Source organism: Burkholderia sp. L-4 (assembly GCF_056856535.1).
Map to the genome: position 1 here is coordinate 2,574,348 of NZ_JBXEOX010000002.1, position 20,677 is coordinate 2,595,024.

Genomic DNA, 20,677 nt, shown 5'->3' on the forward strand with positions numbered 1-20,677 from the left:
CATGCCGACGAATACCGCCCCCGCGCCCGCCCCGCTCTGCGAGATCGACGGGCTGAAGATCGGCTTTCGCGGCCACGACGGCGTCGTCACCGACGCCGTGCGCGACCTGTCGCTGACGCTCGCCCCCGGCGAACGGCTCGGCATCGTCGGCGAATCGGGCTCCGGCAAGTCGCTGACGGGCCGCGCGCTGCTCGGCCTGCTGCCCGACGCCGCCCGCTGGTCGGCGCGCACGATGCGCTTCGCGGGCCACGACCTGCTCGCGATGTCGCCGCGCGAGCGCCGGCGGCTGTGCGGCAGCCAGATGGGCATGATCCTGCAGGACCCGAAGTATTCGCTGAACCCGGTGATGACGGTCGCGAAGCAGATGGGCGAAGCGTTCCGTCTGCACGAGCCCGGGCTGCGCGGCCGCGCGCTGCGCGACCGGATCGTCGACGCGCTCTCCGCCGTGCAGATCCGCGACCCGGCGCGCGTCGCCGATGCGTATCCGCATGAATTGTCGGGCGGCATGGGCCAGCGCGTGATGATCGCGATGATGGTGTCGACCGGCCCGCGCCTGCTGATCGCCGACGAACCGACGTCCGCGCTCGACGTCGCGGTGTCGATGCAGGTGCTCGCGGTGCTCGACGCGATGATCGCGCGCCACGGCACGGGCCTGATGTTCATCAGCCACGACCTGCCGCTCGTGATGTCGTTCTGCGACCGCGTCGCGGTGATGTATGCGGGCCGCGTGGTCGAGACCTGCGCCGCGCGCGACCTGCGCGACGCCTCGCATCCCTACACGCGCGGGCTGCTCGCGGCGACCCCGCCGCTCGCGAACCCGCCCGACGAACTGCCCGTGCTGCGCCGCGATCCGGCGTGGCTCGAGCCCGCCGGCCGACAGGAGGCAGCACGATGATCGACGTCGATCACGCATCGATCCGTTTTCCGACCCGCACGGGTCACGTCGACGCCGTGCGCGACGCGAGCTTCGCGGTGCGCGACGGCGAAGTGTTCGGGCTCGTCGGCGAATCGGGTTCCGGCAAGTCGACGCTGTTGCGTGCGCTGACGGGCCTGGTGCCGCTCGCGTCCGGCAGCCTGTCGATCGACGGACGGCCGGTCGGCGGCACGCCCGATCGCGCGTTCCGCCGCCACGTGCAGATGGTGTTCCAGGATCCGTACGCGTCGCTGCATCCGCGCTTCACGGTCGACCAGACGTTGCGCGAGCCGCTGTCGATCCATGCGATCGGCGACGCCGATGCGCGCATCGCCCGCGCGCTGTCCGAGGTCGGCCTCGGCCCCGCGTTCCGTTTTCGCTATCCGCACCAGTTGTCGGGCGGCCAGCGGCAGCGCGTCGCGATCGCGCGTGCGTTGATCGTCGAACCGCGCGTGCTGCTGCTCGACGAACCGACGTCCGCGCTCGACGTGTCGGTGCAGGCAGAAATCCTGAACCTGCTGCGCCGCCTGCATCGCGAACGCCAACTGACGATGATCCTCGTGAGCCACAACCTCGCGGTGATCGGCTTCCTGTGCCAGCGCGTCGCGGTCATGCAGCACGGCGAGATCGTCGAACAGCTCCGTGTCGAGGACGTGCGGGCAGGACAGGTCGCACGCGACTACACGCGCACGCTGCTGAACGCGACCGAAGGCTACCGCCGTCTCGACCCGGTGGTTGCAACACCGGCGAACTGACATCCGCGCGACGCGCCGGCGTGCGATACTCGGCACGCCACGCGCCAGCTGGCCGTTGCATGGAACCCTTGCGCGCGACGCGGGTCCATTTCCTTTCATCAACAGCTCAATCGCAATAGGGAGGCGTTCATGCTGCAATTCATCGAAACCCTGGTCGTCGGGCTCATCGTCGGCCTCCTCGCCCGCGCGCTCAAGCCCGGCGACGACAAGATGGGTATCCTGATGACCGTCGTGCTCGGCGTCGTCGGCTCGCTGATCGCCGGCTACGTCGGCCGCGCCGCCGGCTGGTATGCGCCGGGCCAGGGCGCCGGCTGGATCGCGTCCATCATCGGCGCGATCGTGCTGCTCGTGGTCGTCGGCGCGATCCGCAAGCGCACGGGCTGAACACCGCGCTCGCGTCGTGTCAATGCAAAACGGCCGCTCGTCAGAGCGGCCGTTTTGCTTGTGGCGAGCCGGAGACCGGGTAACTACCGATTCGTTGGCTTCGCAACGATTCAACGGCACGCTCCTCCATCCGCCAATGGTCTTCCAGCGAGCGTACGCGACCGGCGAATCCCCGACTTGCGGACGCGCAAATTTGAGATAAATTGATTGAAGGAATAACGCGCGGTTTGCTTATTCCCTTTATTTCCATTTTTCGATTCAAGAGGTCCGATGGTTTTGCCGTTTACGCATACAGCATCGCAGCGTTGACGGACTGCCACCCGAGCGGCCCCGCTGCGACGCGCTTCCTCTCTGGAGCCTGTCATGAAGCATCGCCTGTTCGCCGCCTCGTTCGTCCTGGCTGGCTCGCTTCTGGCCACGTCCTCGTCCTTTGCCGGCGGCACGTCCGGCATCATTCACTTCTCCGGCATGATCGTCGAGCCGCCCTGCTCGTTCGCGCTCGATACGGCCGATGTCGCCCACGCACACGTGCGCCCCGACTGCCCGCGTCCGGCAAGCGGACAAGTCGCGTTCGTCGACGCGGCCAGCCTGCGCACGATCAAGACCACGACCTTTACGCAGGCCTCGCGCGCAATCGTTTTACCTGAGCGTACGGGCAGCAATCATGCGCCGATGATCGCCGTCGTGACCTACCAGTAAAATCCGCCGTCGGGCGCCCGCCGCCGTGGCCGCCCGTCAGTCGCGATGACGCGCGATCCAGTCGCTGAACGCGCGGATCTTCTGCTGGCTGCCGATGGTTTCGGGATACACGAAGAAGTAGCGCGCGCCGGTTTCGAGCACGATGTCGAACGGCCGTTCGAGCCGGCGCGCGCTGACGTCGTCGTCGACGAGCGTCACGTCGCCGATCGCGACGCCGAAACCCTGCATCGCCGCGTTCGTCGCGAGATCGAGCGTGTCGAACGTCGGCCCGCGCGCGGGATCGACGCCGCGCTCGCCCGCATGGTCGAGCCACGCACGCCAGTCACGATGGTCGCGCGTCGGATGGAGCAGCGTATGGCGCGCGAGATCGCCGACCGTATCGAGCGGCGACGCCTGCCGCAATTCGGGCGCGCAGACGGGCGTCAGCCGTTCGTCGAACAGCGGCAGCGCGAACACGCCGGGGCCCGGCGACGTGCCGTAGACGACCGCCGCATCGAACGGCTCGGTCGAGAAATCGACGACGTGCTGCCACGCGGTCGTGATCTGCACATGGAGATCGGGATGCTCGCCCTGGAAGCGCATGATGCGCGGCAGCATCCAGCGCATCACGCAGGTCGGCACCTTCAGCGCGAGATCGGTGCGCTGCCGCGTGAGCTTCATCGAGATGTCCTCGATCCGCGCGAAGCTCTCGTTGACGACCGGCAGCAGCTGCTCGCCCTCCGCCGTCAGCGTGAGCCCCTTCGCATGCCGCTTGAACAGCGGAAAGCCGTAGTGCGCCTCGAGCGTCTGGATCTGCCGGCTCACCGCGCCCTGCGTGATGCACAGCTGCTCGGCCGCGCGCGTGAAGCTGCGGTGGCGAGCCACCGTCGAGAAGATCTGCAACGCGTGCAGGGGCGGAAGTCGGCGCATGGCGAACGGGAAACGGAAATACGGCGCGAAAGGGCCGCGCGCCGACACCGGCGCGCACAGACCGACACGATAAGCCAAACGTGCGCGTTGCGCGAGACGCCGGACGGTCAGGCCGTCGCGGTCAACGCACCCGCCGCGATGCGCGCCGCCGACGCGACGACGTCCGCGCGGGCCGCCGCGTCGGCCCGCTGCTGCGTGAACGACACGGCCATCACGATCGGCGCGCGCGACGGCGGCCACAGCACCGCGACATCGGTCGTCGTGCCGTAGCCGCCCGTACCGGCCTTGTCCGCGACGCGCCAGCCCGGCGGCACGCCCGCCGCGATGCCGGTCGCGCCGCGCGCGCCACCGGCCATCCATTCCGTCAGCTGCGTACGCTGCGGCTCGTGCAGCGTATCGCCGAGCAGCAATCGCTGCAGCGTGTCGACCATCGCGACCGGCGTCGACGTGTCGCGTTCGTCGCCGGGCGCGGCCCGGTTCAGTTCGGGCTCCAAGTGGTCGAGGCGGAACGTCGTGTCGCCGCTCTCGCGCGCGAACGACGTGACGGCCTGCGGGCCGCCGAGCACGCCCATCAGCAGGTTCCCCGCCCCCTTGTCGCCGGCCTGCAGCATCGCCTCGCACAGCTGCGCGATCGTCATGCCCGTGTCGACGCGGCTTTCGGTAATCGGCGAGCCCGACACGACTTCATAACGACGATACAGGATGCGGCGCGGCAGCAGCGACGCGTCGAGCGACCCGCGCGCGAGCATCGCGGCGGCCGCCATGACCGCATAGGTGCCGCACAGCGGGAAGCGTTCGCGCGCGTGATGGGCGATACGCACGCCATTCGACGTATCGAGCGCGGCGACGCCGAGCCGGCCGTTCGAGGCTTTTTCGAGCGCGGCCAGTTCGGCCTGCGCGGTATGGGCGCGCCCCTGGTCGGCGACCGGCGCGGACGTGCACGCGGCGACGAACGGTGCGGCAACGGCGGCAAGCAACAGCGAGCGGCGTGTCGGAGAGTGTTCCATGAATGCGGTGTGTTCTGTCGGAAACGGTGGCACGAAGCAACGCGGGCGCGCTTCGACGAAGCGCGCCGGTTCATGCCGACGGCCGGCCCGCGACGGCATTCGCCGCGCATCCCCGAATGACGCCCGTCGGCCCCGCCATGCGCGGGACGCGCATGAACAGCCCCTAGCGTAGCAGCGAGCGCCGCCACGTTCCAGCAAAACGGCCCCGCGTCACCCTTGCGACGAAGGCAGGTACGGCATCGGATTCACCGGCTTGCCGTCGCGCCGCACCTCGAACAGCAGCGCGACGCGCGAGTTGTCGAGGTCGCCCATCTCGGCGATCGCGTCACCCTGGCGCACGATGTCGCCCGTCTTCACGAGCAGCTTGCGGTTGTGCGCATACGCGGTCAGGAAATCGGCGTTGTGCTGGACGATGATCAGGCTGCCGTAATCGTTCAGGCCGGTGCCCGCATACATCACACGGCCGTCGGCCGCGGCGCGCACCGGGTCGCCCGGTCGGCCGGCGATCTGGATGCCGCGGTTCTGCCCCGGCCGGAACCCGTCGACGATCTTGCCGTTGGCGGGCCACTTGAGCGCGACCCCGCCCGCATGCCGTTTCGTTTCCTTGACGACCTGCCGGTCGCTCGCGTTCGACGCGGCGCTCGGCGACGTTGCCTGACTTCCCGCGGCCCCATTGGCCGCCGCGGTTTGCGTGCCGACCGCGCCGGCCGGCGGCAACGGCTGCTGTTTGACGATGCGCAGTACCTGCCCCATGCGCAGCCTGCCGTGCGCGGGCAGTTTGTTCCAGGTGCGCAGGTCGGCAACGCTGCAGTCGTTCGCGGACGCGATGCCCGTCAGCGTGTCGCCGCGCTTCACGACGTACTTTTGCGCGACGAGAATCGGCGCCGGCGGCAGCGCGGCGGACGTGGCCGCCGACGGAGCGGAAGCCGGCTGGTTCGACGTGGGGCCCGCGAGCGTGTCGCTCGGCGGGACGGACTGCGTACTTGCACAACCGGCCATGACGAGCGCGGCTGCCAGGCCCGGCAGCCACGCCGCGTTGCGGTGAATCTCGCGCGTTTTCATGGACGATCCGACTCCGGTTTGACAATCTTTCAAGCATCTCAAAAACGGAACGGCCGACGTGTAACCGGATGCAAACAATGATGACAAACGATCACGAACCGGATGCCGGCCGGCATTGGATACCGGTAATACGGTCCGATTCGGAAAAACTTGATGGTCTTGTTGCAGGAAAACGGAAGAATTTTCGTTTCAAAAAACTATGAAGGATCAATCTCGATAGGCGCTCGATTCAACGCAACCATCCGACGAATTCGGCACAGGCCCACGCGATGCCGATGCACAGGAACAACAGATGCAGCGCGATCTTGAACGACACGCCCCATGACGAATCGATCTGCATGACAGGCTCCCCGGTTGATGTGCAGCCATGATCGGCCATCGATCGCGCCCCGGAAATGCGGAACCGTCGAAGCGGGCCTCAGGCTGCGCCTGAGACCGGCGCGGCGGTTCCTGCTAACTTATCGGCCATTCGACAACGTCCTCACGCCCCGCCCATCATGCGCTTCGACCTGACCGACCTGCGGCTCTTCCTGAACATCTGCGAAGCCGGCACGATCACGAGCGGCGCGGAGCGCACGCACATCACGCTGCAGGCCGCGAGCGAGCGGATCCGCGGCATGGAGGACGAGCTCGGCGTGCCGCTGCTGCACCGGACCAAGTCGGGCGCGCAGGCGACCGACGCGGGCCGCGCGCTTGAACACCATGCGCGCACCGTGTTGCAGCAGATCGACCACATGCGCGGCGAACTGCAGCAATACGGCCAGGGGCTGCGCGGCCATATCCGGCTGCTGTGCAACACGGCATCGTTGAGCGAATACCTGCCCGACGCGCTGGCCGATTACCTGCCGCATCACCCGAAGCTGTCGGTCAGCGTCGAGGAGCGCTCGAGCCAGGAGATCGTGCATGCGATCCGCAACAAGACGGCCGAGGTCGGCATCGTCGCCGATTCGGTCGGGCTCGGCGGGCTCGAACAGAAGCCGTTCCGCGAGGACTGGCTGATCGTCGTCGTGCCGGCCGCGCATCCGCTCGCGTCGCACGAGAAGGTCGCGTTCGACGCGATCGCCGGCGAGGATTTCATCGGCCTCACCGACGGTAGCGCGTTGCAGGTGCATCTCGCCGACCAGGCGCGCGCGCTCGGCAAGCGGATCCGTTATCGCGTGCAGTTGAAGAGCTTCGATGCGATCTGCCGCGTGATCGCGAGCGGCGTGGGCATCGGCATCGTGTCGCGTCATGCGGCCGAGCGCGCGATGCAGACGATGGACGTGCGGCTCGTCGAATTGTCCGATCCGTGGAGCCACCGGAAACTGACGCTCTGCGCGCGCTCGTTCGACGCGCTGCCGAAGTACACGCGCGAATTCGTCGCATTCTTGTCCGGCGAGGCGGCGTCGCGGTGACGCATGCGGTCTCGTCGATACTCGGAGCCATGACCATGACCGACACCGATCTCGCCACCCGCTATCGCGCCTATATCGACTGCCTGAACCGGCAGGACTGGCAGGCGCTCGGCGAATACGTGGCCGACGACGTGATCCACAACGACCGCCCGCTCGGCCTCGCCGGTTACCGCGCGATGCTCGAACGGGACTACCGCGACATTCCCGATCTCCGCTTCGAGATCCGGCTGCTCGCGTGCGAGCCGCCGCGCGTCGCGTGCCGGCTGCGTTTCGCCTGTTCGCCGAAAGGAACGTTCATGGGGCTGGCCGTCGACGGCCGCAAGGTCACGTTCGCCGAGAACGTGTTCTACGAGTTTCATGACGGCAAGATCCGCCAGGTCTGGTCGGTGATCGACAAGGCCGCGATCGAGGCACAGCTTTAACCCCGTCGCGGCAGCCGCTGCCGGTCGGGATCGGCGATCCGATTTCCCGCCTGATGCACTTCGGCCCTTATGGATAACGTTTTCTCTCATGACTGGCCGAGAGCGTGCCGTCGTTCAGCCCTGCCGCTTGCCACGCCACCGCCCGCACCCAGGATGAAACGCGCTCGCCCATCGGCAATATCTTGCGTGATTTTCACGAAATTCTGATTCGCGCACCTGTCCGATCATTCCCACCATCCGGGTTTTCACCGGCGCCTCCGACGTGAAAGTTCATTGACATCGCACCGCGCGATGCCTAAATTTGGAAAACGTTTTCCACTTCATCGGCGCGACGTCGGCCACGGTCCGCGCAGGGGAAACGCTTGCCCGCTCGAGTTGTGATTCAGGCCGTCCGCCTTCAGGGATCAGGGTTGCAAGGCGACGGTCAGGTACGGGCATCGAGCGCGGCAACGGCCACACCCGCCCGTCCTTCATCACTATTCAAAACTGGAGACACAATGCATCCGCGCAGCAGATTCGCGCTCGGCGCCGCGCTCAGCGCCCTTTCCGTCGTGTTCGTCAGCGCGTGCGGCGGCAACGACGTGACCGATACGCCGCCGTCATCGCCGCCCCCGTCCACGTCCACGCCCCCCGCGCTCGCGGCGAACTCGCTGCAGGCGCTCGTCTACGGCGCGCCCGACACCAGCGTGCCGGCCGGCACGAACGTGCCGGTCACGATGATGGGCCAGATGCGCGCGCTGTTCGACCTGATCCGGAAATCGCCCGACTTCACGCAGGTCGTGATGGATCTCGGCGACGGCACGCCCGTCCACGTGCTCGACACGAACACCGGCGACAAATTCCTGCCCGGCAAGCTCGCGCTCGGCCTGTCGTACATCCTGATCGACATGAAGTCGAAGAACGACCCGCAGTATGCGAGCTACCTCGCGACCTACCAGACGATCACGACCGCGATGATGGCGCAGTCGGGCGGCAACTACACGTACGCGAACACGTCGTGGGGCGAGTACTACTATCTCGTCGCGCTGAACAACCTGAAGGCGCACGGGATGCTCAACGAAGTCTTCAGCGACGCGATGCTCGCGACACTGCAGCAGCGCCTCACCTTCTGCGACATGTTCGGCCCCGATGCGAGCGGCAAGACCAACACGTGCCCGGCCGCCGGCACGCCGATCGACATCGCGTCGCTCAACACCGCGCAGAATTACTATGCGGTGTCCTACGGCATTGCCGGGCTGCGCCAGAAACTCGGCTGGAGCAGCCCGTCGTTCGCGTCGAAGACCGATCCGTCCGTCGCGGCGATGGGCGCGCGCGATGCGCTGCTGTACACGCTGACGAACCACATCCGCAACGATTCTTCCGGCGGCTTCTCCGATGAAGCGTCGAACACGCACACGACCTACTACGACCAGGCGCGCTTCGACCGCTACAGCACGCTGCTGATTGGCGAAGTGGTCGAGCGCACGTTCGAGATGGACAACGTGGCGAATCTCACGCCCGAACTGAAGGGCTATCTGCGCAAGTCGGTCGACCTGATCCTGCCGCAGCTGAACGCCAGCGGCCAGGGCTTCAACTACGGCCGCTCGATCGGCCCGTACGGCGATTCCGCGTTCATGGAAGTGCTGACGGCCGCCGCCAACGCCGGCGTGCTGACCGACCAGGAGAAGCGCGTCGCGTACACGTTCATCTACCAGGCCGCGCATCGTTTCGACACGTACTGGTATGACCCGTCGCTGCCGACACCGTCGGTGAACATGTGGGTCAAGGGCCGCGGCACTGACGCGTATCGCGGCAAGCCGCGCGTGATGGGCGAGAACTTCAGCCTGCTGCACCAGTACCTGTACGTGAACGCGTGGTGGAACAAGCTCGGTTTCGGCGGCAAGGCGCCGATGGCCGATGCGGACTATGGCGCATGGCTCGACGCACTGCCGCGCTATACGCTGACCTGGTACAACCAGCCAACCGACGCCGCGCATCCGTACAGCGCCGCGCTGCTCACCGTGCGCGACGGCCGGCGCGTGATCAACCTGAACCTGAGCCAGGCGCCCGACTACAACTCGTACACGCCGTACTACCCGGTACCGTTCTCGGACAAGCTGATCTACGGCACGACCGACCTCGGCTACGCGCTGCTGGTGCCGCAGGTGACGTACAACGCGAAGACGTACATTCCCGTCACGTACTACAAGAACCTGAACGTGCAGCAAGCCAACGGCCAGGTGATCGTGTCGTTCGATACGACGAAGTTCCGCCTCGCATCGAAGAACGCCGCCTACACGACGGATCTCGACCTGCAGGTGCATACGGTGCTGACGTTCGCGCACGGCACGATCTCGCGCAGCGATACGCTCAGCTCGGGTACGCTCGCGGGCAACCTCGCGGTCGAGACGGACTTCACGTCGTTCGCGGATTTCGCATCGACGCAGGCCAACGGCGATGGCGTGTCGGTGACGTACGCCAACAGCGCCGCGACCGGTTATGCGGCGTCGGGGTTCGACACCTGCGCGCTGTCCGCCTTCGACACGGCGAACGGCACGACGAACCCGCTGTCGACGACACCGATCGGCCAGCTGCACTCGAACTTCGCGTGCACGACGAAGCCGTTCGCACTCGGCGCGGGCACGACGCGCACGTTCGGGTGGTCGCTGAAGTACGCCGACCCGGCCTGAACCGTGTGATTCGCGCCACGTGAACGCGCCCGAAGCCGGCCGCTTGAGCCGGCTTCGGGCGCTTCAGCAAGGGGCAGCGCCCACGCGCGGCGCGTGGTACCCGTTCACAGCCACCCCGCAACGGCCATATACGCGCCGAGCGCGATCAGCCCGATGAAGAAGCAGCGTTTGAACGCCGTTTCGCTCATCACCCGTCGCGCATACTGCCCGCCGGCCATCCCCGCCAGGGCCGGCACGAGCGCGAGTGCCGACACGCCGAGGTCGACCGTCTGCAACGCACCCGATACGCGCAACTGCAGGCCGAGCGCGATCGTCGATGCGGTAAACGACAGCCCGAGCGCCTGGATCAGGTCGTCCTTCGACAACCGCAGCGCCTGCAGATACGGCACGGCCGGCACGACGAACACGCCGGTTGCCGCCGTCACGACGCCCGTCAGGTAACCGACCACGGCGGACAGCCATTTCTCGCGGCGTCCCGGCGCGGGCAGCCGCGCGGCGGCCAGCCCCCACACCCCGTACAGGATCAGCACGACACCGAGCGCCGCGTGCGTCCACGTGCTGCCGGCCGCGAGCGCGGGCAGCCCGCCCGTCAGCGTGCCGATCGTGAGGCCCGCGAGCAGCGGCCACAGCCGGCGCAGCAGCGGCCCGAACGACGGGCCGAGGCCCAACTGCCACACGTTGGTGATGAACGACGGCACGAGCAGCAGGCTCGCCGCGGCCGACGGCGGCATCGCGAGCGTCAGCAGCCCCATCGCGATCGTCGGCAGCCCGAGCCCGATCATGCCCTTGACCGCGCCGGCCAGCAGGAACACCAGCACGATGATTGTCAGCGTATGAATTTGCATGGAGGCGGTTCCATCCGGTCGAGTACGGCGCCGATGGTGCCGCTCCGCCACGCAGCCCGCCATCTGGTTTTGCCTGAGGCTGGCTAGGCCCCGCCGGACGGGCCGGCCCCTGGCTCACCCCCGTCCGTGCTCGCTGTCGAGGTGGGCCATCTGGGCGGCGGGATAACGCTCGCCGGCAGCCGACCCGGCGGGTACCGCCGCTTCGATGCGGTCGACATCATTGACCGTTAGTTGCATTTTTGTCGCCAGCAAACCGTCCTGCAGCTGCGTGCGCTTGCGCGCACCGACCAGCGGCACGATGTCGGTGCCGCGCGACAGCGCCCACGCGATCGCGACCTGCGCCGGATTGCTGCCCTTCTCGTCGGCGATCGCACGCAGCGCGTCGACGAGCGCGAGGTTGTGTACGAGGTTGTCGCCCTGGAAGCGCGGGCTCGCCGCGCGGAAGTCGCGCTCGCCCTGCCGTGCCGCGCTCCAGCGCCCGCCGAGCAGCCCGCGCGACAGCACGCCGTAGGCCGTCACGCCGATGCCGAGCGCGCGACAGGCCGGCAGGATGTCGGCTTCGATGCCGCGCGACAGCAGCGAATACTCGATCTGCAGGTCGGCAATCGGCGCGACGGCCGCCGCGCGGCGGATCGTGTCGGCGCCGGCTTCGGACAGCCCGATATGGCGCACGTACCCGGCTTTCACGAGATCGGCGATCGCGCCGACCGTGTCCTCGATCGGCACGGCCGGATCGACGCGCGCGGGCCGGTAGATGTCGATGTAGTCGGTACCGAGCCGCTTCAGCGAATACGCGACGAAGTTCCGGATCGCGACGGGCCGTGCGTCGTAGCCGGCAAACCCGCCGGCCGGATCGCGCAGCGCGCCGAATTTCACGCTGATCAGCACTTGGTCGCGCGCGCGGCCGCGCAACGCGTCGCGGATCAGCATCTCGTTGTCGCCCATCCCGTAGAAATCGCCGGTGTCGAGCATCGTGATGCCGTTGTCGAGCGCCGCGTGCAGCGTGGCGATGCTCTCGTCGCGGTCGGCCGGCCCGTACAAGTCCGACATACCCATGCAGCCGAGTGCGATCGCCGATACCTGCGGGCCCGTGCGGCCCAGTTGACGCGTGTCCATGTCCGTTTCCTCCGAAGGGTGAGTGGATGGAACGGATTCTGGGCGCACGACGCCGCGCGATAAACGCGAAACGCGCCACCAAACCATTCGACGCTGATTAACAATGGAGCCTGTTCTCCTCCCCGCCCAGGCTTCCGCCCGCATGGACCATCTGCAAGCAATGCGCATCTTCGCGCGCGTCGCCCATCTCGGCAGCTTCACGAAAGCGGCCGAGCAGTTGCACCTGCCGCGCCCGACCGTCAGCAACGCCGTCCAGTATCTCGAAAAGCACCTGAAGATCCGCCTGCTGCAACGCACGACGCGGCGCGTCGCGCTGACGGCCGAAGGCGCGACCTACTACGAACGCTGCGTGCAGCTGCTCGCCGATCTCGACGATGCGGAAACGCTGTTCGAGGACGCCGGCGCGTCGCCGCGCGGCGTGATCCGCGTCGACCTGCCCGAACGCTTCGCGCTGCACCAGGTGATTCCGGCGCTGCCGGATTTCCACGCGCGCTACCCCGACCTGCGCGTCGTGATCGGCACGACCGACCGTTTCGTCGATCTCGTCGCCGACGGCATCGACTGCGCGGTACGCGTCGGTGTGCTGTCCGACACGTCGCTCGTCGCGCGGCGCATCGGCGAGCTGGCGCAGATCAACTGCGCGTCGCCCGCGTATCTGGCGCGCCACGGCACGCCGCGCTCGCCGGACGAGTTGCCGGACCACGTCGCGGTCGGCTATTTCTCGAGCCGGACGGGCCGCGAGCTGGACTGGGAATACGCGGACATGGATTCGGGCGAGATGCACGCGGTGAAGATGCACAGCGTCGTGTCGGTCAACAGTTCGCAGGCGTATCTCGCCTGCTGCCTCGCGGGCCTCGGGCTGATCCAGGCGCCGCGCGAGGGGCTCGCGCCGCTGCTCGCCGACGGCTCGCGGGTCGAAGTGCTGCCGGAATGGCGTGCCGGGCCGCTGCCCGTGTCGGTGGTGTTCCCGTACGGCCGGCACCTGGCGCCGCGCGTGCGGATCTTCGTGGACTGGCTTGCCGACACGCTCGGCGGCACCCACCTGGCGGACTGACGCGGGCCGACGCCGGGGCGCCGGCCCCGCCCGCCGATCAGAACTTGTGGCGAATCGCGGCGCGCACCGCGAACTGGTTCGACGACGCCGACGGGCCGTCGGTCCCGACGACGTAGCCGCCATCGGCCGCCGTGCCGGTCTTGTCGCCGGCCACCTTCTGCCACGCGCCCTGCAGGTACACGTCGGTCCGCTTCGACAGGCTGTAGTCGGCCATCAGGCCGACCGTGTGGTACTTCGGCTTGAACGAGCCGGCGGCCGCATCGAACTTCCCGTCGGTGTACACGTACTGCGCGCCGAGATAGAAATCGGGCGTGAGCTGGTACTTGCCGTTGATCTCGATGTTCTGGAACTTGGTCGCGGTCAGCCCGAGGCCGGCGAACGTCGAGGCCGGCAGGTAGACGGTCGACACCGGGTTCTTCACGTCCGTCTTCGTGTAGACGACGCCGACCGTCGCCGGGCCGAACGTGTAGTTCACGCCGCCGCCGAAGATGCGCAGGCGGTCGGCGACGAAGTTCGCGTCGTCGGCCGCGATCGCGCCCGCGTTGCCGATGCCCGGATTGTTCGCCTGCAGATAGGCGGCCGCGACCTGCAGCCCGGCCAGCGAATACTGCGCGCCGATGCTGTACTGGCGGTTGTTCGAGAAGCCCGTGCTGTTGCTGAAGCTGTACGTGCCGCCCAACGTCAGGCCGTTCCAGTCGGGACTCGCGTACTTGACCGTGTTGTTGACGCGGAACGAGTTGTCCGTGTTGTCGTTGTCGAACGGGTGCGAGAACAGCGTGCCGCCCCAGTTGCCGTTCGCGGTCAGCGGCGCGAGATAGTCGACGACGGCGTCGTACTGGCGGCCGAAGGTAAGCGTGCCGAAGCGCGACTGGCTCAGCCCGACGAACGCCTGGCGGCCGAACATGCGGCCGCCCTGGCCGAGCCGGCCGTTGTTGACGTCAAATCCGTTTTCCAGCGTGAAGATCGCCTTCAGCCCGCCGCCGAGATCCTCGCTGCCCTTCAGCCCCCAGCGGCTGCCCTGCGCGTAGCCGCTCGCGAGCTGGTAATTCGTCTTTCCGACCCCATTGACGTTGACGTTGTTCGTGTAATTGATGCCTTCATCGATCAGGCCGTACAGCGTCACGCTGTTCTGGGCAAAGGCCGGCGCGGCGAATGCAGCGAGCGCGGCGGCAAAAATGGCGTGCTTCTTCATGACGTATCTCCGGAGCCGGGGGCCGGGCGGGCCGAGCGCCCAGCGAATGTTTGGTCTGTTGTATGTGTGGCCCGCAGGGCGGACGACGCGGTGTGCGGCCGCGTGAGGATAAAATGGTGTCACGTCGGAAACCGTCCGTCCATCGGGGGGGCGTCGCCGTGCGCAAAGCGTTGCGCTCGTCCAACTGCCCGGTTGCGCCGACCGCCTGACCGGGCTTATCGGCAGCGGCAGGCGGGCCCGCCATCCGCGTAAACCCGGTGGGTGTCGCATCGGTGGCACAATGCGCATCCGTTCGCCATTTCTTCACGAAGTCATGCTTCACCCCGACTCATGCGCGGCCCGTGCCGGCCGCGCCCGCGGCGCGCGCCGGGCGGCGGTCCGATGACCGCGCCTGCCCGGGCCGGCCGCTACGCCGAACTCGATTTCTTCCGCGGCCTCGTGCTGCTCGTCATCGTCGTCGACCATATCGGCGGCAGCATCCTGTCGCGCGTGACGCTGCATGCATACGCGCTGTGCGACGCGGCCGAGGTGTTCGTGTTTCTCGGCGGCTTCGCGACCGCCATTGCCTACAACTCGCTCGCCGAACGGCACGACGAGGCCGCCGCGCGCCAGCGCTTCATCCGGCGCGCGTTCGAGATCTATCGCGCGTTCCTCGTGACGGCCGGGCTGATGCTGCTGATCACCGCCGCGCTGAACGCGTTCGCGATCGACGGCCCGAACATGCCGACCAACGACCTCGACGGCCTGCTGCACAAGCCGCTCGCCGCGCTGCGCGACATCCTGCTGTTCCGCCGCCAGCCGTACCTCGCGTCGGTGCTGCCGATGTATGCGTTCTTCGCGCTGCTCGTCCCGCTCACGCTGCCGCTGGCGCGCACGCAGCCGTGGCTGCTGCTCGCGTTCAGCGGGTCGCTCTGGTACGCGGCGCCGCACGTCGCACGCTTCTTGCCGACCGTCGAAGGCGTGCCGTGGGACTTCAACCCGTTCGCGTGGCAGTTCCTGTTCGTGCTCGGCGTGATCGCGCGCTGCCAGCCCGTCTACCAGACACTCGCTCCCCGCCCGCAGGGCTGGCTGCTGACGGCCGGCTCGCTCGCGATCGTCGCGGCCGGCGCGTACTACCGGCTGCGCATCGAGCCGTTCCCGACCGATCCGTCGATCAAGCAGAACCTCGGCGCGCTGCGGCTCGTGAACTTCCTCGCGATCGCATGGCTCGCCGCGAAGCTCGTGCACCTCGGCTGGATGAAGAAGGTCGCGCACGCGATGCCGTGGATCGGCACGATCGGCCGGCAGGGGCTGTTGTGCTTCGTCGCGGGCACCGGCATCTCGCTCGCCGTCGATTCGCTGCTCTACCAGGCGACCGAAGGTTATCTGAACGTGCCGCTCGGCCTGGCCGCCGACGCCGTCGCGATGGGCCTGCTGTATCTCGTCGCCAAACTCTACGGGCCGCTCGTCGCGCGGCTGCCGTTCCGTTCGCGGCGATGACGCGCCGCGCCGTCACGCGCCGCTGCTACGATAGCCGGCGCCTCTCCTGAAACGCTTCGCCATGCGCCGACTCGCCCTTCCGTTCGCCATCGCCCTGATCGCCGGCTCCATCGCCACCGCCGGCGCCACGCCGGCCGCGCCGCCGGTCTCGCCCGTGCCGCCGCCCCCGGCCGTCCAGACCGCCACGACACCGTCGAGCGCCCAGGAACCGCCGGTCAACCCGGGCAGCAGCGTCGTGCTGCGCACGTTCCGGTCGGCGTCGCTGAAGCGCGACTGGTCATACACCGTCTACCTGCCGCCCGGCTACAACCCGGAAGGCGCGCGCTACCCGGTGATGTACCTGCTGCACGGCAATGCCGGCAACGCGAACGACTGGGTCACGCAAGGCCGCCTGCAGGCCACCGCCGACACGCTGATCGAGCGCCGCGAGATTCCGCCCGTCGTGATCGTGATGCCGCAGGGCGGCACCGACTGGTACGTCGACCGCAAGGAGAAGATGCAGAGCGCGTTCCTCAACGACCTGCTGCCGGAGGTCGAGGCGCACTTCGCGGTGTCGAACCAGCGTGCGGGTCGCGCGATCGGCGGCGTGTCGATGGGCGGCTTCGGCGCGTTGCGCTTCTCGCTGCTCGAGCCGGGCCTGTTCTGCGGCGCGATGCTGCTGAGCCCCGCGATCTATGCGAACGAGCCGCCGCTCAATTCCGCCGCGCGCTACGTCGGCGTGTTCGGCGACCGGCAGTTCGATTCACGCGTGTGGCACGAGCTGAACTACCCGGCGCTGCTGCGCGGCTATTTCGCGCGCAGCTGGCGCGTGCCGATGTTCATCGCGGCCGGCGACGACGACCTGACGATCCAGGCGGAATCGAGCGTGCTGTACACGCACCTGCGCCGCGCGCAGAATCCGGCCGAGCTGCGCATCGTCGACGGCGGGCACACGTGGGACGTGTGGCGCGGGGTGCTCGGGCAGGGGTTGAAGTACGCGCTGGAGTGCGTGAAGTGACGACCGGCCGATAACCGGCGAACGCAACACCTGTCGCGTCCGCCATCGGGCTCAAAGCCAGGTACCGCCCTGCCGCTCGCTCGGCTCATCGTCGAGCGCGTCGAAGTCGTGAATCCAGTCGAGGTGCTGCAGCACGCGATCGCGGTCGGCCAGACGCGCGTTGCGCGCCTGCGCGGCCGGCCCGTCGGGCAGGTGCAGCACGTCGGCCGCGGAGATCGATGCGTATTGCACCTTGCGCGTGCGGCCGCGACGCAACCGCTCGTAGGCTTCCTGCGCCTCGCGCCACTTCCCGGGCCCGGCCTTCGCGAGCTGTGCCGCCAGCACCACCGCATCCTCGATCGACTGGTTCGCGCCCTGCCCGTGGTGCGGCACCAGCGCATGCGCGGCATCGCCGATCAGCGTCACGCGCCCGCGGCTCCAGCGGCCGAGCGGCGGACGGTGGAACAGCCCCCAGCGCTGGCTGATCGGCACCGCGGTGATCATCTGCACCACGGCCGGGTGCCAGTCGCCGAACACGCGCAGTTGCTCTCCCTCCTGAGCCGGCATGACCCAGTCGCGCGACGGCCACGGCGACGGATGCCGCTCGACCAGCAGGAAGTTCTGGTCGCCGTTGTCGCCGATCGGATAGTGCAGCAGATGCCCGTGCGGCCCGACCCAGAACTGGATCGTGTCGGGATCGGGCAGCAGGTCCATGCGTGCGGCCGGCACCACGCCGCGAAAACCCGAGCAGCCCGAATACAGCGCATCGTCGTAGCCGAGCATCCAGCGCCGCGTGATCGAACGCGCGCCGTCCGCGCCGATCACGAGATCGGCGTCGACGCGGGTGCCGTTGTCGAACGACAGCGTCACGCGATCGGGATGCTGCGCGAGATCGACCAGACGATGGCCGAGATGGATGCAGTCGGGACCGACCGCGTTCGACAGCACCGCCTGCAGATCCGCGCGATGCACGCCCCAGTACGCGCCGCCGAATTGCCGGCGGTAGTCGGGCTCGCCGCGATGATGGCCGATCACCGCGCCGCTGCGCCCGTCGCGATACACGAGCCCCGGGATGTCCGCGCACACCGCATCGAAGGCCGCGCGCAAGCCCATGCGTTCGTAGAAGCGCGTCGCATTGGCCGACAGCGCGACGGCCGCGCCGACTTCGCGCAATTCATGGGTCTGCTCGTAGAGCTGCGCGTCGATGCCGTGCTCGCGCAATGCGAGCGCGAGCGTCAGGCCGCCGATGCCGGCGCCGACGATCGCAATCTTCAGATTCGTCTGCATGATGAAGGTGTCTCCGATATTTCCGTGTGGGGCCCGCGCCTTGCGCAGCGGCCATGTCGAGTGCATGGGCCGTATCGGTATTTTCAGGAGTGGACTTTCATCCCGCAATAAAATGAAATGAATCTGCTTCATCACGGAATGCAATGAACCGGGCACCGCGAAACCCATGGAACTGAGCGAGATCGACCTCAACCTGCTGCTGCTTTTCCAGCGGCTGATGCAGGAGCGGCGCGTGTCGAGCGTCGCCGAACAGATGAACATGAGCCAGCCGGGCGTCAGCAACGCGCTCGCGAAGCTGCGCCGCCGGCTGGGCGATCCGCTGTTCGTGCGCGGGCCGGGCGGCGTCGTGCCGACGCCGTTCGCGCTACGCCTGGCCGAACCCGTGTCGCATGCGCTGGCGACGCTGCACGCCGCGCTGAATCCCGAAACCGGTTTCGATCCGCTGCGCGCCACGCGCACGCTGACGATCGGCATGACCGATATCGGCGAAGTCGTGTTCCTGCCCGCGCTGCTCGAACACCTCGCGCGCGCGGCGCCGGGCATCGCGCTCAATACCGTGCGCAACACGAGCGTCAACCTCGGCGACGAAATGGCCGACGGCCGCGTCGATCTCGCGATCGGCCTGCTCCCGCAGCTCAAGGGCGGGTTCTATCAGCGCCGGTTGTTCGATCAGCGCTACGTGTGCCTGTTCAGGCGCGGCCATCCGCTCGAGGAAGCGGCGCTGACGGTCGACGCATGGCGCGACGCCGAACATCTGGTCGTGGTGTCGGCCGGCACCGGTCACGGGCAGGTGGACGAATGGCTGCAGCGGCGCCGCGTGAAGCGCCGGGTAAGGCTGACGGTGCCGCATTTCATGAGCGTGGGCTACATCCTGCAGCGCACCGACCTGATCGCGACGGTGCCCGAGCATCTCGCGCAGCAGCTCGCCGCGCCGTTCTCGCTCGGCTGGCGTGCGCTGCCCGTCGCGCTGCCCGGCACGCCGATCCATATGTTGTGGCACACGCGCGTCAATCAGGATGAAGGCAACCGCTGGCTGCGCGACGTCGTGGTCGACCTGTTCGCGGAGACGGGCGCACGAGCACGGAAGGCCGCGACTGGCCGGAAGAAATGATCGCCTTCGCCGCGTGGTCGGACACGAGTGCCGATATCGCTCGAATCCGTGCGCCGCGCATTTCGACTACATTGCCGAAGGGCTGACGACATCGAACCTCGGCCGCCTCGTTCCTCACTCAACCCGCAGGAAATCAAGCCATGTCTGTCTCGAAGAAATTCGCCGCCGTTACGGGCGCCGGCTCCGGCATCGGTCGGGCAGCAGCAATCGCGCTCGCGCAGGCCGGCTTCACCGTCGCGCTGCTCGGGCGCACGGAGGCCTCGTTGCGAGAAACGCAGGACACCATCCGCGCCGCCGGCGGCGACGCGCACGCGTTTCCCGCCGACGTCACCGACGAGGCGTCGGTCGACCGCGCGTTCGCGCAGATCGCGCAGCAATTCGGCCGGCTCGACGTCCTGTTCAACAATGCCGGACGCAACGCCCCGGTCGTGTCGCTCGACGAATACGACCTCGACGTGTGGAACAGCGTCGTCGCGACGAACCTGACCGGCGTCTTTCTGTGCGCACGGGCCGCGTGGCGCGTGATGAAAGCGCAGACGCCGCAAGGCGGCCGGATCATCAACAACGGCTCGATCTCGGCGCACGCGCCGCGCCCCGATACGATCGCGTACACGGCCACCAAGCATGCGGTGACCGGGATCACGAAATCGCTGGCGCTGGACGGCCGCCGGTACAACATCGCATGCGGCCAGATCGACATCGGCAACGCGGCGACCTCGCTCACGGAACGGATGACGCAAGGCGTCCCGCAAGCGGACGGCAGCCTCGCGCCCGAGGCGCGGATGGACGTCGCGCATGTCGCGAACGCGATCGTCCAGATGGCGAACCTGCCGCTCGACACGAACATCCTGAACATGACGATCATGGCGACCGCGATGCCGTTCGTGGGGCGCGGATAGCGCGCGCTGCGGGCGAAGGCGCGTTGCGCGCGCCGCACCGGCCGATTCTTCGGAACCCGATCACCGGGTCGCCGTGCAGTATCGCTGCAGGCGCTTCGCGACTTCGTCGATCACCTTGACGGGGGCGACTTCCAGCTGCAAATCATGCGTTGTCAGCACCCTCGCGAACAGATGGAATGCGTCGCCGTCGAAATGGAAATGCCCTTGGCAACCCGAGGAAAACGCGTGGTTCGCGATCTTTTCCAGGTCCTTGTACGAAGCGTCCTCGACATCCCCGTAGCCGTATTCGCACAGGATGCCCGTGGCGATCACGGTCCTCATCAGGACCTGAAGCGCGACAAGCGACCCCACCCCGGCATGCAGCGCTTCGAGCTGAAGGTGATACTCCAGCGACAAGGCATCGCGTATCGGCCTCGGCAAGGGCAGCAGTTCCGTTTTCGCCTCGCGTTGCGTGCGGCTGGACTGACTGAGACGATGAGCCCATTTATTCACGTTCCATTCCAC

The 20,677-nt window shown here is 67.8% G+C and carries 20 protein-coding genes; 12 read left to right on the forward strand and 8 right to left on the reverse strand.

Annotated features, from left to right (window positions below; translation table 11 throughout):
- The first annotated feature begins 1 nt into the window (after position 1).
- The 4 genes from AC1VVG_RS28440 to AC1VVG_RS28455 all read left to right on the forward strand — a co-directional run bounded on the left by AC1VVG_RS28440 (position 2) and on the right by AC1VVG_RS28455 (position 2,751).
- Complete coding sequence (locus AC1VVG_RS28440) at positions 2 to 895, forward strand: ABC transporter ATP-binding protein (protein ID WP_069704638.1); 894 nt, start codon at positions 2 to 4, stop codon at positions 893 to 895.
- On the forward strand, positions 892 to 1,668 hold the full coding sequence (locus AC1VVG_RS28445; RefSeq protein WP_034187938.1) for an ABC transporter ATP-binding protein: 777 nt from the start codon (positions 892 to 894) through the stop codon (positions 1,666 to 1,668). Before AC1VVG_RS28440 ends, AC1VVG_RS28445 begins: the two co-directional genes overlap by 4 nt.
- A gap of 129 nt (positions 1,669 to 1,797) precedes the next feature.
- On the forward strand, positions 1,798 to 2,052 hold the full coding sequence (locus AC1VVG_RS28450; RefSeq protein WP_034187939.1) for a GlsB/YeaQ/YmgE family stress response membrane protein: 255 nt from the start codon (positions 1,798 to 1,800) through the stop codon (positions 2,050 to 2,052).
- A gap of 363 nt (positions 2,053 to 2,415) precedes the next feature.
- Positions 2,416 to 2,751 carry a type 1 fimbrial protein gene (locus tag AC1VVG_RS28455; RefSeq protein ID WP_034187940.1) on the forward strand — a complete coding sequence of 112 codons (336 nt, stop codon included), beginning with the start codon at positions 2,416 to 2,418 and terminating at the stop codon, positions 2,749 to 2,751.
- 36 nt (positions 2,752 to 2,787) lie between these two features.
- Here the strand turns inward: AC1VVG_RS28455 and AC1VVG_RS28460 are convergent, their stop codons facing one another.
- The 3 genes from AC1VVG_RS28460 to AC1VVG_RS28470 form a co-directional block, all read right to left on the reverse strand.
- Positions 2,788 to 3,660, reverse strand: a complete 873-nt coding sequence (locus tag AC1VVG_RS28460; protein ID WP_034187999.1) for a LysR substrate-binding domain-containing protein — start codon at positions 3,658 to 3,660, stop codon at positions 2,788 to 2,790.
- A 107-nt stretch (positions 3,661 to 3,767) separates the two neighbouring features.
- Complete coding sequence (gene bla / locus AC1VVG_RS28465) at positions 3,768 to 4,667, reverse strand: class A beta-lactamase (RefSeq protein WP_482836967.1); 900 nt, start codon at positions 4,665 to 4,667, stop codon at positions 3,768 to 3,770.
- Between the two features lie 210 nt (positions 4,668 to 4,877).
- Complete coding sequence (locus tag AC1VVG_RS28470; RefSeq protein WP_226227408.1) at positions 4,878 to 5,729, reverse strand: peptidoglycan DD-metalloendopeptidase family protein; 852 nt, start codon at positions 5,727 to 5,729, stop codon at positions 4,878 to 4,880.
- A 497-nt stretch (positions 5,730 to 6,226) separates the two neighbouring features.
- Here AC1VVG_RS28470 and AC1VVG_RS28475 point away from each other — a divergent pair, with 497 nt between their 5' ends.
- The 3 genes from AC1VVG_RS28475 (at position 6,227) to AC1VVG_RS28485 (ending at position 10,214) form a co-directional block, all read left to right on the forward strand.
- Positions 6,227 to 7,123 carry a LysR substrate-binding domain-containing protein gene (locus tag AC1VVG_RS28475; protein WP_034187943.1) on the forward strand — a complete coding sequence of 299 codons (897 nt, stop codon included), beginning with the start codon at positions 6,227 to 6,229 and terminating at the stop codon, positions 7,121 to 7,123.
- A 35-nt stretch (positions 7,124 to 7,158) separates the two neighbouring features.
- Complete coding sequence (locus AC1VVG_RS28480) at positions 7,159 to 7,545, forward strand: ester cyclase (RefSeq protein ID WP_059556718.1); 387 nt, start codon at positions 7,159 to 7,161, stop codon at positions 7,543 to 7,545.
- A 497-nt stretch (positions 7,546 to 8,042) separates the two neighbouring features.
- Complete coding sequence (locus AC1VVG_RS28485) at positions 8,043 to 10,214, forward strand: hypothetical protein (RefSeq protein WP_124608791.1); 2,172 nt, start codon at positions 8,043 to 8,045, stop codon at positions 10,212 to 10,214.
- A gap of 104 nt (positions 10,215 to 10,318) precedes the next feature.
- Here AC1VVG_RS28485 and AC1VVG_RS28490 read toward each other — a convergent pair whose 3' ends face one another.
- Together AC1VVG_RS28490 and AC1VVG_RS28495 are read right to left on the reverse strand one after the other, a co-directional pair.
- Entirely contained in the window at positions 10,319 to 11,059 is a 741-nt protein-coding gene (locus AC1VVG_RS28490; RefSeq protein WP_124670985.1) for a sulfite exporter TauE/SafE family protein, read from the reverse strand.
- Positions 11,060 to 11,173: 114 nt separating this feature from the next.
- Positions 11,174 to 12,175 (reverse strand): aldo/keto reductase, encoded by a 1,002-nt coding sequence (locus tag AC1VVG_RS28495; protein ID WP_034187946.1) that lies wholly within the window; start codon positions 12,173 to 12,175, stop codon positions 11,174 to 11,176.
- Between the two features lie 142 nt (positions 12,176 to 12,317).
- On the opposite strand from AC1VVG_RS28495, the gene AC1VVG_RS28500 reads away from it, so the two are divergent.
- On the forward strand, positions 12,318 to 13,229 hold the full coding sequence (locus AC1VVG_RS28500) for a LysR family transcriptional regulator (RefSeq protein ID WP_482836968.1): 912 nt from the start codon (positions 12,318 to 12,320) through the stop codon (positions 13,227 to 13,229).
- A 37-nt stretch (positions 13,230 to 13,266) separates the two neighbouring features.
- Here AC1VVG_RS28500 and AC1VVG_RS28505 read toward each other — a convergent pair whose 3' ends face one another.
- Positions 13,267 to 14,421 carry a porin gene (locus AC1VVG_RS28505; RefSeq protein ID WP_034187948.1) on the reverse strand — a complete coding sequence of 385 codons (1,155 nt, stop codon included), beginning with the start codon at positions 14,419 to 14,421 and terminating at the stop codon, positions 13,267 to 13,269.
- Between the two features lie 381 nt (positions 14,422 to 14,802).
- Here AC1VVG_RS28505 and AC1VVG_RS28510 point away from each other — a divergent pair, with 381 nt between their 5' ends.
- Positions 14,803 to 15,900: an OpgC domain-containing protein gene (locus AC1VVG_RS28510; RefSeq protein WP_034188001.1), complete on the forward strand. Its 1,098-nt coding sequence runs from the start codon at positions 14,803 to 14,805 to the stop codon at positions 15,898 to 15,900.
- 61 nt (positions 15,901 to 15,961) lie between these two features.
- Positions 15,962 to 16,897: an alpha/beta hydrolase gene (locus AC1VVG_RS28515; RefSeq protein ID WP_059556670.1), complete on the forward strand. Its 936-nt coding sequence runs from the start codon at positions 15,962 to 15,964 to the stop codon at positions 16,895 to 16,897.
- A 51-nt stretch (positions 16,898 to 16,948) separates the two neighbouring features.
- Here the strand turns inward: AC1VVG_RS28515 and AC1VVG_RS28520 are convergent, their stop codons facing one another.
- The gene (locus tag AC1VVG_RS28520; protein WP_034187950.1) at positions 16,949 to 18,163 is read right to left on the reverse strand and encodes an FAD-dependent monooxygenase; all 1,215 of its coding nucleotides are present in this window, start codon (positions 18,161 to 18,163) and stop codon (positions 16,949 to 16,951) included.
- Between the two features lie 166 nt (positions 18,164 to 18,329).
- Between AC1VVG_RS28520 and AC1VVG_RS28525 the strand changes: the two genes are divergently transcribed.
- Both AC1VVG_RS28525 and AC1VVG_RS28530 read left to right on the forward strand, forming a co-directional pair.
- The gene (locus tag AC1VVG_RS28525; RefSeq protein WP_034187951.1) at positions 18,330 to 19,274 is read left to right on the forward strand and encodes a LysR family transcriptional regulator; all 945 of its coding nucleotides are present in this window, start codon (positions 18,330 to 18,332) and stop codon (positions 19,272 to 19,274) included.
- A 140-nt stretch (positions 19,275 to 19,414) separates the two neighbouring features.
- On the forward strand, positions 19,415 to 20,173 hold the full coding sequence (locus AC1VVG_RS28530; RefSeq protein ID WP_069704632.1) for an SDR family oxidoreductase: 759 nt from the start codon (positions 19,415 to 19,417) through the stop codon (positions 20,171 to 20,173).
- A 60-nt stretch (positions 20,174 to 20,233) separates the two neighbouring features.
- On the opposite strand, the gene AC1VVG_RS28535 is transcribed toward AC1VVG_RS28530, so the two are convergent.
- Positions 20,234 to 20,665: a Fis family transcriptional regulator gene (locus tag AC1VVG_RS28535; RefSeq protein ID WP_241510306.1), complete on the reverse strand. Its 432-nt coding sequence runs from the start codon at positions 20,663 to 20,665 to the stop codon at positions 20,234 to 20,236.
- Positions 20,666 to 20,677: the final 12 nt, after the last annotated feature.